Source organism: Paenibacillus tengchongensis, assembly GCF_008973665.1.
GTDB classification, from domain to species: Bacteria; Bacillota; Bacilli; order Paenibacillales; family Paenibacillaceae; genus Paenibacillus_AQ; species Paenibacillus_AQ tengchongensis.
In genome coordinates this window covers 300,670-314,655 of record NZ_WACP01000001.1, presented here as the reverse complement: position 1 = coordinate 314,655, position 13,986 = coordinate 300,670, and the positions used below count along the sequence as shown (strand labels likewise).

At 55.6% G+C, this 13,986-nt stretch carries 13 protein-coding genes; 12 read left to right on the top strand and 1 reads right to left on the bottom strand.

Going from position 1 to position 13,986, the window contains the following annotated elements:
* Nucleotides 1-41 precede the first annotated feature (41 nt).
* The 10 genes from F1381_RS01170 (at nucleotide 42) to F1381_RS01125 (ending at nucleotide 10,635) form a co-directional block, all read left to right on the top strand.
* On the top strand, nucleotides 42-1,211 hold the full coding sequence (locus F1381_RS01170) for a P-loop NTPase family protein (RefSeq protein WP_151732997.1): 1,170 nt from the start codon (nucleotides 42-44) through the stop codon (nucleotides 1,209-1,211).
* The gene (locus tag F1381_RS01165; protein WP_151732996.1) at nucleotides 1,208-2,476 is read left to right on the top strand and encodes a TadA family conjugal transfer-associated ATPase; all 1,269 of its coding nucleotides are present in this window, start codon (nucleotides 1,208-1,210) and stop codon (nucleotides 2,474-2,476) included. Before F1381_RS01170 ends, F1381_RS01165 begins: the two co-directional genes overlap by 4 nt.
* Complete coding sequence (locus F1381_RS01160; RefSeq protein WP_151732995.1) at nucleotides 2,473-3,312, top strand: type II secretion system F family protein; 840 nt, start codon at nucleotides 2,473-2,475, stop codon at nucleotides 3,310-3,312. Before F1381_RS01165 ends, F1381_RS01160 begins: the two co-directional genes overlap by 4 nt.
* A gap of 13 nt (nucleotides 3,313-3,325) precedes the next feature.
* Complete coding sequence (locus tag F1381_RS01155) at nucleotides 3,326-4,198, top strand: type II secretion system F family protein (RefSeq protein WP_151732994.1); 873 nt, start codon at nucleotides 3,326-3,328, stop codon at nucleotides 4,196-4,198.
* A 13-nt stretch (nucleotides 4,199-4,211) separates the two neighbouring features.
* Nucleotides 4,212-4,400: a Flp1 family type IVb pilin gene (locus F1381_RS01150; protein ID WP_151732993.1), complete on the top strand. Its 189-nt coding sequence runs from the start codon at nucleotides 4,212-4,214 to the stop codon at nucleotides 4,398-4,400.
* Nucleotides 4,400-5,065 carry a TadE family protein gene (locus F1381_RS01145; RefSeq protein ID WP_246187859.1) on the top strand — a complete coding sequence of 222 codons (666 nt, stop codon included), beginning with the start codon at nucleotides 4,400-4,402 and terminating at the stop codon, nucleotides 5,063-5,065. Before F1381_RS01150 ends, F1381_RS01145 begins: the two co-directional genes overlap by 1 nt.
* Before the next feature lie 71 nt (nucleotides 5,066-5,136).
* Entirely contained in the window at nucleotides 5,137-7,374 is a 2,238-nt protein-coding gene (locus F1381_RS01140) for a hypothetical protein (protein WP_151732992.1), read from the top strand.
* A gap of 10 nt (nucleotides 7,375-7,384) precedes the next feature.
* Nucleotides 7,385-8,446, top strand: a complete 1,062-nt coding sequence (locus F1381_RS01135; RefSeq protein ID WP_246187882.1) for a TadE/TadG family type IV pilus assembly protein — start codon at nucleotides 7,385-7,387, stop codon at nucleotides 8,444-8,446.
* A 2-nt stretch (nucleotides 8,447-8,448) separates the two neighbouring features.
* Nucleotides 8,449-8,958, top strand: coding sequence for an A24 family peptidase (locus tag F1381_RS01130; protein WP_151732991.1), 510 nt, complete (start codon nucleotides 8,449-8,451; stop codon nucleotides 8,956-8,958).
* Nucleotides 8,959-8,973: 15 nt separating this feature from the next.
* Nucleotides 8,974-10,635, top strand: a complete 1,662-nt coding sequence (locus F1381_RS01125) for a DUF6382 and FHA domain-containing protein (protein WP_151732990.1) — start codon at nucleotides 8,974-8,976, stop codon at nucleotides 10,633-10,635.
* 21 nt (nucleotides 10,636-10,656) lie between these two features.
* On the opposite strand, the gene F1381_RS01120 is transcribed toward F1381_RS01125, so the two are convergent.
* On the bottom strand, nucleotides 10,657-11,559 hold the full coding sequence (locus F1381_RS01120) for a TIGR01777 family oxidoreductase (RefSeq protein ID WP_151732989.1): 903 nt from the start codon (nucleotides 11,557-11,559) through the stop codon (nucleotides 10,657-10,659).
* 175 nt (nucleotides 11,560-11,734) lie between these two features.
* Here F1381_RS01120 and F1381_RS01115 point away from each other — a divergent pair, with 175 nt between their 5' ends.
* On the top strand, nucleotides 11,735-12,862 hold the full coding sequence (locus F1381_RS01115) for a deoxyribonuclease IV (protein ID WP_151732988.1): 1,128 nt from the start codon (nucleotides 11,735-11,737) through the stop codon (nucleotides 12,860-12,862).
* Nucleotides 12,863-12,908: 46 nt separating this feature from the next.
* Entirely contained in the window at nucleotides 12,909-13,805 is an 897-nt protein-coding gene (gene purU / locus F1381_RS01110; RefSeq protein WP_151732987.1) for a formyltetrahydrofolate deformylase, read from the top strand.
* Nucleotides 13,806-13,986 lie beyond the last annotated feature (181 nt).

The following is a 13,986-nucleotide window of genomic DNA, read 5'->3' as shown; positions in this document are numbered from 1 at the left end:
TTTTTTGTTGTCTAAATTTAGAATGATGGGAGTGAAGAGCTTTGGGGGCGATGGTTGTGCTGGCCGTGCGCGAGAGCGCATATATCGAACCGCTGCTGCATTATATCCATACCAGTGAATACAGCGATGTTCTGCGGATCGCGGCGTTCAGCCGGGTGGACACATTTATGGAATTTATGAACGGAGAACAGCAGCCGGATGCCGTTGTCGGTGATCCGACTTTTATTGAAACCTGGATGGTGGAAGGGAGAGGAAATGTACCTTGGGCGGTACTTAGCGAACCGGGGAACGGGCTCTCCCGGACTACGGTGACTTTGGGCGGCGGGAAGACGATTGCCAAGTATCAGTCGCTGCCTGCGCTGCTGGAAGCCATGCTGCAGCTCTGCCAGGTGAAACGGTCCAGACTGCAGGCTGCAGCCAGAGACGAGCCGATGCTGCTCGGAATCGTTTCGGCAGGAGGGGGCAGCGGCAAGACCACCGTGGCCTTGAATATGGCCAAGCTGCTGGGAGAGACGGGCCTGTCCGTCTTTTATCTGAACCTGGAGAGTGTGGACAGCAGCAGTCTGGTACTACGGATGCCCGGCGGAGGCGCATCCGGTCTGGAGCGGCTGCTGTATGAGCTTAAGGCCGGCGGGGAAGCTGCGGAGAAGCAGCAGGGCAGGAAGCCGGAGCCGGGTGCCTATGCCATCAGGCATGAGACGCTGCGCGCAGATGCCTTCCGGCCGGTGGAGAATCTGAACGAAATACTCCAGATGACATGGCGGGATACGCTTGATTTGCTGGGATGCTTCACCGGAGAGGGAGGGTATGATGTTGTCATTGTGGATACCGGCGGTATCGAGGAAGAACGGACCCGGGCCGTGCTTGAACGCTGCGGTCTGCTGCTATGGGTGCTGAACGGGAATGAAGGGAGCCTGTATAAGACCTCCCGCTGGCTTGCCCACTGCGGCCAGCCGCATTCCGGGCTGCCTCAAGGCATTCTGGAGAAGAGCAGGTTCGTCCTGAACGATGCCGCAGATCCCGCTGCGGCGGATGCTGTTTCGGCCGTCGTCAGCCTGGACGGTATTCTTCCCCGGATTCCTTCTTGGGGAATGCCTCATCCGGGCGAGCTGCGCCTGAATGCACCGCAGTTTCTGGCCGGAGTGAAGCAGCTGTGCATGGATCTGGTCGAGCCTGCTCTGCCGCGGGTGTTTACAGGGAGCGCACGATGAACGAAGCGCTATTCCGGCGGCTGCGCAGCGATATCCGCAGCGGCCTGGACGTGACCTCTGCGGTGGGGAACGCGGAGCTGACTGCCTACATCAGGCGGACAATTCTTGAGCGCGGCGACCTGCGCTATCTGACCGCCCAGGAGAAACATGAGCTGGTGAAGAAGCTGTTTGATTCCTTTCGAGGCCTGGATGTGCTGCAGCCGCTGGTGGACAACCCGAAGATCACGGAAATCATGATCAACTGCCATGAGGAGATTTTTGTGGAAGAGGAGGGGGAGATCCGCCGGCTGCCGCTGGCCTTTGAATCCAGAACCCGGCTGGAGGATATCATTCAGACCGTGGTTTCGGGTGTGAACCGGGTTGTCAATGATGCTTCTCCGATTGTCGATGCGCGCCTGAAGGACGGCTCGCGGGTCAATATCGTGCTGCCGCCGGTGGCGCTGAAGGGTCCGGCCATGACCATCCGCAAGTTCCCGGAGACCCCGATGACCATGGATGAGCTGGTCAGGCGGGAGGCAATCAGCGGTGAAGCGGCAGAGCTGCTGCAAATCCTGGTGGCGGCCAAGTATAACATTTTTATCAGCGGGGGAACCGGCTCGGGGAAGACGACCTTTCTGAACGCCCTTTCGCAGTATATCCCTCCACAGGAACGGGTGATTACCGTTGAGGATTCGGCCGAGCTGCAGATTGTTACCGTACCTAATCTGGTCTCGCTGGAGACGCGGAATGCCAACACGGAAGGAAGAGGTGAGATTACGATCCGCGATCTGATCCGCTCGTCACTGCGGATGCGGCCTAACCGGATTGTGGTCGGGGAAGTCCGCGGAGCGGAATGTCTGGATATGCTACAGGCGATGAATACGGGGCATGACGGATCTCTCAGTACAGGACATTCCAACAGTGCCCGGGATATGCTGAGCCGCCTGGAGACAATGGCGCTGTCGGCCGCCGACCTGCCGGTCCCGGTTGTCCGGCAGCAGATTGCTTCAGCCATCGACATCTTTGTGCACTTATCCAGGATGAGGGATCGCTCGCGGCGGGTGGTGGAAATTTGCGAGGTTTCCGGCATGGAGGACGGGGAGGTGCTGCTTAATCCGCTATATGAGTTCAGGGAGACCTGGGAGCAGGGAGGCAGAATTCGGGGTGGGCTTACTCCATGCGGCAATCCGCTAATCCATACAGCCAAACTGCAGTTGGCAGGCATTCAGAGCTACCCGCTTGCCCGTTTTCATGCGGGTTCAAGCGAAAAGGGGGATGCGAAATGATTCAATGGCAGAAGAAGACGCCGGGAGCGCCAGCGCAGCTTGCCGGGCGTCCGCAGACGGGACAGCCGGGAGATACCGGAAGCGGCGGAACGCGGCTGCCTGATTACACAGTGTACCACCTGACTCCTTTAATCAAAGGGACGGCGATTGCTGCCGGGGCGTTGCTGCTTTACGGTGTCGGTTACCTTTTTTATCACAATCTGTACCTGCCCTTGCTGCTTGCTCCCGGCGGATTGTACGGCCCGCGGCTGCTGCGGGATTATCTGCGTAGCCGCAGACGATCGGCGCTGAATCTGCAATTCAAGCAGACGCTGTTCTCGCTCGCCTCGTCGCTCTCGGCCGGCCGGTCGGTAGAGAATGCTTTCCGCGAGGCTGCCGAAGATTTGCGGATGCTGGACCCGGAAGGGAGCAGCGACATGATCTTTGAGCTGAACATCATCTGCGCACGCATGGAAATCGGCCAGCCGGTGGAGGAGGCGCTGCAGGATTTCAGCAGGCGGTCCGGACTGGAGGATGTGGAGCGGTTTGCCGATGTGTTCTCCGTCTGCAAACGAACCGGCGGCGATCTGGTCGAAGTGGTGCGGCGGACCTCTACGGTGATCGGAGAGAAGCTGGACATGCAGCAGGACATTGCCGTCAGCATCGCCCAGAAGAAGTTCGAGGCCAAGGCGCTGCTCATCGCCCCGCTTGCCATGGTGCTGTTCATGAGTCTAGCCGCCGGAGACTATATGCAGCCAATGTATACTGGGGCGGGGATAGCCATATCCACGCTGGCGCTGCTTGGTCTGGCCCTCTGCTACGTTTGGACTACAAGAATTATGGATATTCCGCTGTAAAGGGGGTGGGGAAGTGCAATGGTTATGCGGCATTCTGATCTGCTGCTGTGCATTCGGCTGGCTGCTGCTGCGGCTGCGATGCGGAGCCCGGTATGCCGGTCTGCGGAGTATCAGGGTGGAAGGTCTGCGCTTGCGCAGGCTGACCGAGCCGTTCCTGTTGCTGCTGGAGAAGGGGAGAATAAGCAGCTATCTCCCATCTGTTCGGCTAAGAATTCAGCGTTCTTTGCAGCAGCTTTACGGTGTGCGGCACAGTGGTGAGCGGACGCTGCTGTTTATGGGGGAGATGCTGGGCTACAGCTGGCTGCTGCTCATCGCCGGAAGCGCCCTGACACTGTTCAGCGGGGAAATCTCCGGTATTCTGCTGGGCGCGATGCTGGCCCTGCTCCTGCCGGCAGCACTGGCCCGCGATCTGCACAAGAAGGTGCGGCTGCGGGAGCAGCGGATTCTGATGGAGCTGCCCGAGCTGCTGAACAGCATCGTGCTGCTGGTCGGTGCCGGCGAGAATGTGCAGCGGGCCATTGTCCGCTGTATCGAGAGCCGCAAGGGTGATTTTACCCATCCGCTCTATAAGGAGCTGTTCACAATGACCGCTGAGTGGGAAGGGGGATATTCGTTTCAGCAGGCTTTCGAGAACTTTAGCAAACGCTGTGCCGTGCAGGAGGTTTCGCTGTTTACGACGGCGGTGCTGCTGAATTACCGCAGGGGAGGAAGCGACTTTGTGCTGGCGCTCCGCGACTTATCCCGGATGCTCTGGGAGAAACGCAAAGCGATCAGCCGCACGCGCGGAGAGCAGGCCTCCGCCAAGCTTGTGTTTCCGATGGTGGTTATTTTTCTGATTGTAATTGTGCTGGTGGGGACACCGGCGATCATGATGCTCAAAATGTAGGAGGATGAAGCTGATGATGACACTGATTAAGGAAAGTGCAGTACGGTTGTGGAAGGAAGAGGAGGGCCTCGGCACACTCGAAATGATCATGATCATCGCGGTGCTCATTGCCGTTGTGCTGGTCTTCAGGGAAGAAATCGTTAAAGTGGTCAAATCGCTGATTTCGACTGCCGGCAGCAAGAGCCAGGAAGTCTTTGAGTAATGAACATGAAGGCAGGAGATGACGAAGGAAGCTTTACGGTGGAAGCCTCAATGCTGCTGCCGATTCTGATGGGCATTACCCTGCTGCTGCTCTTCTTCGGTCTGTACACCTACCAGCGGTCGATGCTGCTGCAGGTAGCCTCCCTGGCCTCCGAACGCACCTCATACAACTGGGATAACAGCAACAAAGCGCCGGACGGTTCTTTCGCTCCGGGAGAGTCCGATTCGTTATACTGGCGCCTCGCGGATGATCGACTGGTCGCTTCTTTATTCGGCACCAGCAGCGGGGCAAGCGAAGCTAAGGCAACACTGCCCGTTCAGAATGAAACGGGAAACCTGGTAAAGATGAAGCTACGTAAGGGGACGGCGGCTGTACCGGCAAATATGCCCGGAGAGGTTCAGTACCAATACGGGCTAACCGGACGTTCGGTCGGGGTGAGTCTGCGGCGTATGCTGAATTTGCCTGTTCTGGACGGGCTGTTATCAGACGGAGCTGACCCCGGGGTTGCTGCGCGGTCAGCGGTGGCCGAGCCGGCCGAGTTTATCCGGACCGTGGAACTGATGCGTTATTTTGGAGCCAAATTCCAGAGGAACCCGCAATCCAATTCGCCTGATGCCGGTATGGATCAGCGGGAAGCGGGCCAGATGTTATCCAAGCTGCATTGACCATGCACGACAAGTTAAGGCCGCGGCTGCCGTACGGGCTTCCGTAGTCATAAGGAGGCATACCGGAATTGATGAAGCGAGGCGCAGCCGGACGGCGGAATATAATTAAGCGGGCAGAAGGCTCTGTGTCTGTTTTTCTGATCTCGGCTTTGGCCTTTGTATTCCTGTTTACTGCCGTGCTGATTGATTATGCGCGGATTGCCGCCGCAAACGTCCAAGAGGAACGTCTGGCCAGAGCCGCTGTGCGCTCGGTGATGTCATCCTTTGATAATGAGCTGTTTAACCGCTATGGCTTGTTTGCCTTTGGGGGAGAGAACGGCGATGAGCTTTTGGCAGAAGCATTGAACGGAAATCTGTATGAAAGCGGACGCGGAGATGCTTTTAATCTGCTTCCGGTCAAGCTGGACTCCTCCGCTCTCGCTTTTAGCCGGCCTATAGGCACTTACGATATTTTCCGCAAAGAAATTATGGAAGAGATGAAGTATAAGGCCCCCGTGGATTTTGCACTTGAGCTGGCCCGCAAATTCAAGCCTTTGTCGGTAGCGATGGGGGAAGCGTCACGCACCGCCAAAGTGCTGGCCAAACTTCAGCCCTTATATGATGAGCGGGAAGCAGCGCTCGATGTTATGCTTGAGCGCCGAAAGCAGGCGGCAGAGAGCGGCAGGCAGCTGCAGGCGCTGATCATGAATCCTCCCGCCGATGCCATTGCCAGCAGGGGTATAGGAGCCATTTCAAGCACTGCAGATATTGTCGCTATGCATAGCGATTATGCAGGCAAATATTATTCCGATTTATATCGGGAAAAGGATACTCCGAACCGGTATGGGGAAGTGGTCAATAGCTATATGAATCAAACGGCCGGATTATTGGGTCGTCTTCCCGGAGCATTGTCCGCTTTTGCGACTGGTCATGAGCGTCTGTTATCCGAGGCGGAAGCAGCATATGACCAGACGGTTAAGCTTAACGGACAAATGGCCGTGCTTCTCGAGCAATCGAGAAACAACACAACTTCCGGTCCGGCTGGTGGCAGCCGGGATTGGGACATTCCCGGAAGCACAGGCGAGATGGGCAGCGAACCGCTGCGGCAAATCCGTGAGCAGGAGGAGCAGCTGATTCTCAGTAGGTCTGAGCTTGAATCTATGAGCAAAGATTTATCTGCACAGTCTGCCGAAGCGCAGGCCATACAGCCAGTGATAGCAGCATTGCCGGAAGCTCTTGCCGGTGCAGCGGGTGCCGATGCCGATATATCCTTGATGTACCATGCTGTCCTGCAAGCCTCAAACTCTCTTAGTGGGTATATCCTGGAATACGGCGATGGCGGAACCGTTATTACGCTGCAAGCGGAGCGGGTTACTTCCCGGCGCACCTCGGATGGACAACGCAAACAACTGGAGCAGCAGGCGAAGGTCAAGCTGGGGGATGCAGCGAATGTGCTGAACAGGATGCAGGCCTTGGGAGACAGTGCGGAACAAGCCATGAAACGCTTCAGCACTCTTCGCCAATATTATCAGGAGATTGTGGCGTTTAACGAGGGGACCGATAGAGCCGCAGAAGCGGCAGAGGAGATTGCGGCAGATCCCTATACAGCCGGAAATGCTTCTATGGTTAAGGCGGACGGAGTGTACAGCGCCATCAGCGGTATCATGGAGGGGGCCAGGGACAGGGTGTTTCAGAGTGAGTATGCTGCTTTGTATTTTCCGCATATGGATCTTTCGCAACTGGGCCTGTTTACATCCGGTGTTTCTGCCGGCTCCTTGGAAGAAGGGAGTGTACTGCAGCTCGATCCCCATGCTCAGGAACTGGAATACATTCTGTACGGGTTTCATAACCCGGCAGGCAATGTGGCGGCTGCCTTCGGCGAGATCTTTGCCTTGCGGCTGGCTATCCGGACTATGGAAGGGCTTATTGACAATGCCAAGCTGGGCCATCCGCTGGCCATTCTGGCCGCTGCGCTGTTGTACGGAGCAGGACAGGCGCTGCAGGACATGGCGCTGCTCTGTAAGAATGGTGCAATTCCGCTCAGCAAATATATGCAGACCGAACTGAGTTACCGTGATTACTTGCGGCTCTTTATGGTTCTGCATGGCGGGGGAGAAGCCGAACTGGCCCGGATGCTTGCACTTATCCGGCTGAATACAGGCATCGACCCCGCCGGCAAGTGTACTTACGCTTCGGCGGAGATTGTTATGGGACTGCGGCTGTGGTTCCTGCCGGGTGTGGTGCAGATGGTGAACGCTGGTGCAGGGCTTCCCGGGAATGTACGGGACAAGGTTTACTACAAGCAAGTACGGGCGGATTATGCCTATTAATGGGGTGGGGATGATGAGGCAGCGGCAGGAAGAACGTGGTGGCAAGGATGAGGGCAGTATGGTAGTTGAGGCGGCAATGATTCTCCCTGTCTTCCTGCTGTTTGTGCTGTTCCTGATTTTTATCATCCAGATGACCCTGTACTCTACGGCGCTGCAAAGCACAGCCTCCGATACGGTAAAGATGATCTCCGCCCACATGTATCCGGCAGCATTGGCCATGGAAAGCCTGGAGGACAAGAACGGCGGTACTCAGGGTGAGGCGGAGCCCGGTTCCACCGGAGCATCCGGAAGCAGCGGCAGTCTCTCCAGCGGTGCATCCGGAAGCAGCGGCAGTCTAGCTTCCGGCAGTTACACCATCCCCCGCCTCTCCTTGGAGCAGTGGAGCGCAGATTTTGCCGGGGCTTTGCCTGAGCCGCTGGACCAGTGGGTTGAGGCAGCTATCCGGCGCGGTGAAGCCCCGCTGCAGCAGCTCCAGGCCGAGACCTCGGAGGCTGTACTTGATTTGGCGGTTAAGCCGCTGCTGAAGCCGTATATTACCTCTGATTGGCTGGATTATGAACGGATCCACGTTTCTAATGTGACAGTCCCTAACCTGAAGGGAAACGGGGAAGCTGCACCCTATTTCGGATTGGTGGTCAGCTATACGCTGCCGATGAAGGTGCCGTTCCTGAATCAGAAGATCGTTCTGGAAGCAAGCGCCGCCGAGCGTGTATGGATCGGCGCTACCGGGAACACCAAGAACAGTGACGCTGAAGGGAATACAGGAAACGAAAATTCCATTGTTGTACTGGAGAAGCCTGATCCTGGCGTGGCTAACCGTCAAGGGAAGATCAGAGTGAAAGTCCCGCCGCATGCGCGGGCGAACCTGTCCATCTTTTACAAAAGCGGCCAAAGTACGGCCAAATACCTCGGCTGGAAGGAAGCTGACGATCAGGGCTACATCGAATGGGAATGGAAGATAGGCGTAAACACGACGCCCGGCTCCTGGCCGTTTGTCATTCAGCTTGAGGATGGAACGGCGTTGGAGGCGACTTTTACAGTTGTGAAGCGGAGCGGGGAGAAGGAGAAATAGCGATGTCAGAGTGGTTGTTTTGGGGGGCTGTACCTTTTCTGGCGGCAGCATTCATTACGGATATAAGGCATATGCGGATACCGAACGCCTTGTCTTTGGCCATGCTGGGGACGGGTCTGTTATTCCAAATGTTGTTCTGCGGCTGGAAAGGGCTATTCATTGCCGCCTGCGGAGCGGGAACGGGTTTTCTGGTACTGCTAATTTTATATTTGATACGGGCTGTAGGCGGAGGAGATGTCAAGCTGTTTGCGGCCATCGGAGCTTGGATAGGCGCTCTTCCCACTCTGCAGCTGCTGGTGTATTCGGTCTTTATAGGCGCAATCATTGGCTGGATTATTGTGCTATCCAGGCGGGAGACGGGAAAGCGGCTCCGCAGCTTGCTGAGCAGAAGTGCTGGAATGCTGCTGCATGGCGGGCAAGTGCAGCTTCCGGCAGCCGGCGGTGACTTGCTGCGCTTTCCCTTTATGCTGGCGGTCGTTCCTGCGTACATCTGTACTTACATTTATGTATAGAAGGGAGGTCGAGGGATGTTTGGACTTAGCAGTGATTTTATTCAGCAGGACGGTATCACGATGCTGCTGGGCCGGCAAGGCGGATTATCCCGCGGAGAGATTCATCCGGTTCAGGCAAGTATGCTGATGAACAGCGATATCCCGAATCATCTGCGGCTGCAGCTGCGTGAGATAGATCTGCAAATTACGCTTGAGTACACTGTAGGCCGCCGCAGAATGCTCAGCCATCTGCTTGTAGGCGAGAAATTTACGATGATGGATTTTTTCGGTTTGCTGCTGCAGATCGCTGTAGCAATGGAGGAAGGACGGCTGTACATGCTGCGTACGGAGCAATACGCGCTGCATGAGGATTACATTTTCGTCGAAGGGCCATTGAAAGGCGGTGAAATCTATCTCACCTGCATCCCGATGGAGCCCGATAGCAGCGCTCCAAGTGCAGGGGGACGTCTCAAGTCGCTAATCATGGTGCTGATGCCTGCTGTAACGGAGCTTGCCGGCAGCGGAGTACAGAAGCTGCTGCGATACTGCTCGGCTGAAGATTTTACTCCGTCAGGACTAAAGAGGATGCTCTCTGAACTGCTGACCGTTGAGGTTCTGCCGGATCCAAGCCGTGATGCCTCATCTGGGGATACAGAGATGGCTTGGCCTTACAGTGTGAATTATGAAGATAAACCGGCAAATGGAGCTCCGCAGCTAAGCAAGGATATGTATCTTGACGTGGAAACCCTTGTCAAAGGGCAAACGCGGCGGGAACATGCATCCCCTGAGTTGCCGTTATCGGGTTCTGTTCCTTGGGAAGAGGATTATCCTAAACTGCGGCTTAGGGCAGAAACGCCTCTGGGTGACGAAATGGTGCTCCAGGCTGCTGAGCCTGTTCAGTTAGCTGCTTACCGGGTCTATGTTCTTCTCGGAAGTATTGTGCTTGGCGCATTGGCCTGGAAACTGCTCTATCTCAGTGATCCTTCCAATGCCCGGATGGGCATTTGCGCACTACTGACTTTGCTGCTGGCTACAATAACCTTTGTGGTATGGACCGGAAAGATTGTGATCGGAGGGAAGCCTGCCGGGAGCGCAGAAGTGCCGGAAGAAGCAGCTGCCGGGAGAGAGCGGGGACTGCAGGGCGGCCGGGAACTGGCGTGGGATTTTGGCCGTCATCCGGTAGCCACCGGACCTGCACAGGCTCCCCAAAAGCCGGAACAGGAGGTGCCACGGCAGCTTTTTAAGGATAACAGGCAAAATGAATCTATTCGAAAGGACAGCATTGCACCTCCCGGTCCCCTCTCCACACCCGCCCATGCCGGAGCAACTGTTTTGTTATCCCGGCAGGGCCCGGTTGAGGGAGAACATAAGGCGGGGCAACGCTCACGGGCGGCGCCGTATCTTGAGCGGGTTCAAGATGGCGAGGAAGGCCCTGGGGAGATGATTGAACTGAACCACAGCAGCTTTATTATCGGGAGATCCCCGGAGGTTGCCCAGTATGTTGAGAAATCTGAGGGAGCCTCCAGAGTGCATGCCGAGATTTCCCGCGGCCCGGAGGGATACGTGCTGAAGGATCTGGATTCGCGGAACGGCACTCTATTCCAGGGCGAGGCTATGGTTCCATATAAAGAGTACCTGCTACACGATGGGACAGTCTTCAGCATTGTGAAGGGCCGTTATACCTTTCGCTCGGCTTGAATGACCCCGGGTCTGCCGGATTTATTCCGTTTTAAGCTGCTTCAATGCGGAGTGCAATGTTTCATAATTGAAGGTGAAGCCGTGGTTCAGCACTTTGGCGGGAATCACCCTTTGTCCCGCCAGCAGAATTTCCGACATTTCACCAAGGATTAATTTTAGTATTGCTGCCGGAAGCGGGAACCAATGGGGCCGGTGATAGACTTTGCTGATCATTTTGCCGAAATCTTCATTCCGCACAGGATGGGGAGCGGTGGCATTGACTGCTCCTTCTATCGCCTTGTTCCGGACACAATAATCGATCAGCCTGACCATGTCGCGGATATGAATCCAGGACAGCCATTGTTTGCCGCTGCCGACCCTGCCGCCGACCCCGAGCATATATGGCAGTTTCAGCTTGGGAAAGGCACCGCTGCCGTTGCCCAGTACGATTCCGGTCCGCAGTTTGACGACCCGGATATCGTAGTAAGCTTCGCCGGCGCAGGCTTCCCATGCCTGAACCACTTCCGACGGAAAATCGCTCACATCTGCCGGAGAAGCTTCATCAAAGACCTTATCGAGTGAGGTGCCGTAAATGGCGACAGCGGAGGCTTGTACGATTACCTCCGGTTTAGGGTCCATTACACTGAGCACCTTGGCGACCCGGGAAACGGTTTCCAGACGGGAGGAGAGGATCGCCTGCTTGCCGTCTGTACTCCAGCGCTGGCTGAGAGCGGCGCCGGCCAGATTAACCAAAGCATCCGCTCCTTCAATAAGTCCGGGATCCGCAGCGAGGTCATCCCATGAACAATAAGTTAGTCCCATACGCTTTGGCTGACTATTTGGTTTGCTGCGTCCGACCACAATTACCTGATGGCCTTCGCTCAGCCAATACTCAGTCAGCTCACGTCCGATAAAACCGCTGCCGCCGAAGATTACGTATCTCATAAAGGCCTGCTCCTTTCCTGACTCTTGTCCTGCCAGCCCTTTGATAATCTTTAAAGTATAGCGTAATTTTCTTAATTTTGCGAAGTAGAGGACCATGCCCAGGGCTTGCCTAGATTTCTGCTTCCGATCACGGTAGAATAAGGGTTAATTCGTGAAGGAAAGAGGGAAAGAAGGCATGCTGAAAATAGGTTCACATGTGTCCTGCGCGGACAAGGGTCTGCTTAGCGCAGCCAATGAAGCGAGTGAATATGGCTCAAGTTCGTTTATGATATATACCGGTGCGCCGCAGAATACACGGCGCAAGCCGATCGAAGCCATGTTCGTTGAAGAAGGCAAAGCGGCGATGAAGGCGAACGGTGTAGATGAGATTGTAGTCCACGCCCCCTACATCATCAATCTGGGCTCCTATAAGAGCAACACCTATCAGCTGGCAGTTGATTTCCTCCAGGAAGAAATCCGCCGCACCCACGCGCTGAATGTTAAGCATATTGTGCTCCATCCGGGGGCTTACACAGATAAGGATGCGGAATATGGCGTTCAGCGGATTGCCGAGGGGCTGAATGAAGTGCTCGGGGGAACTCATGAGACAGAAGTGCACATTGCGCTGGAGACCATGGCCGGTAAAGGGACCGAAATCGGCCGCAGCTTTGAAGAGATTGCCTCCATCATTGACAAGGTCGTACATAACGAGCGACTGTCGATTTGCCTGGACACCTGCCACATCCACGACGCCGGATATGATATTGTCGGGGATCTGGACGGGGTGCTCCGTAAATTTGATGAGGTTATCGGGCTTAAGCGGCTGGGTGTTGTGCACATCAATGACAGCAAGAATCCGTGCGGAGCGGGCAAAGACCGGCATACGCCAATCGGCAGCGGCTGGATCGGTTTTGAGACCATCAACAAGGTAGTTCACCATGAATTGCTGCAGGACCTGCCTTTTATTCTGGAGACGCCTTGGATCGGCAAGGATGCCAAGACGGTGCGGCCGATGTACGAAGTGGAAATTGCCCTGCTGCGCGGGAATGTGAGCGAACGCTTCGGTCCGCAGTTCCTTGAGGATGTTGCGCGTCTGCATGACTTTTTTGCCAAGCAGGATATTGCAGGCCGCCAGTATGTGCTTGATGTATGGCAGCTGCTAAAGAACGATGCCAAGGCCAAGAAAGCGGATCCGCGCGAGCCGCTGGAACGGCTGTATGACAATGTGGCGGCTGCAGGCTTATTCCCGGAATTGAGCGAGGAAGCGCTGAATCAGCGGCTGATCGCCTGGCTGGCCGGCAAGCAGGTCCTGGATAACGCTTAAGGAACTTCAAGAAATGCGCTAGCAGATGAGAGGATGGGCAGCAACTATGGAATTGCATGTGAAAAGAGATCATTCTTCAAGCGGCCAGTACCCTAACCGGGCGCGGATGCTTATATCTTGTCCCGATGGACCGGGAATTGTGGCGGCGGTATCAGACTTTTTATTCCAGAATGGAGCCAATATTGTTCATTCCGACCAATATACCCTCGACCCGGACGGCGGGATGTTCTTTATGAGAATTGAGTTTGATTTGCCGGAACTCGAGCAGCGTCTTGATGAACTGCGCGATGGCTTCAATGGGGTAGCTGGGCGTTTCACAATGGATTGGCGGATTATTAATGTCAGCTACAAGAAGCGGCTGGCGATCTTCGTATCGAAGGAAGACCATTGCCTTGTCGAGCTGCTGTGGCAGTGGCAGGCTGGCGATCTGGATGCCGATATTGCCCTGGTTGTAAGCAACCATACGGATATGCAGAGCTATGTAGAGTCCTTCGGCATTCCGTTCCATCACATTCCGGTTACGCCGGAGACTAAGGCGGAGGCGGAGAAACGGCAGCTTGAAGTGATCGGAGAGGAAATCGATGTGATCATTCTTGCCCGGTATATGCAGATTATCTCACCTTCGTTCATTGAATATTACCGGCACCGGATCATCAACATCCATCATTCGTTCCTTCCGGCGTTCGTCGGCGGCAAGCCTTATGCCCAGGCATATCAACGCGGAGTGAAGATCATAGGGGCTACAGCTCACTATGTGACGGAAGAACTCGACGGCGGGCCGATCATTGAACAGGATGTTCAGCGGGTCAGCCACAGCGATGATGTGAACGAGCTTAAGCGCATCGGGCGCACCATTGAGCGGGTTGTCCTTGCCCGTGCGGTCAAATGGCATATTGAGGACCGTATTCTCGTTCATCACAACAAGACAGTAGTGTTTAATTAGTCCTTCGCCGGTGGAAGCTCCTCATTGCAGCCCTTGCCGGGCTTTATGCGGCAGCTTTCGCCGGACTCTTCTTCAGCCGGAGACGCTCTAGTTTCCGCAGTATCCTCAGGTATCTGTTTAAATCCACCTCTTTTACAACTCTAAATTTCATCCATACGGTAAAAAAGCATTTTACCAGCAT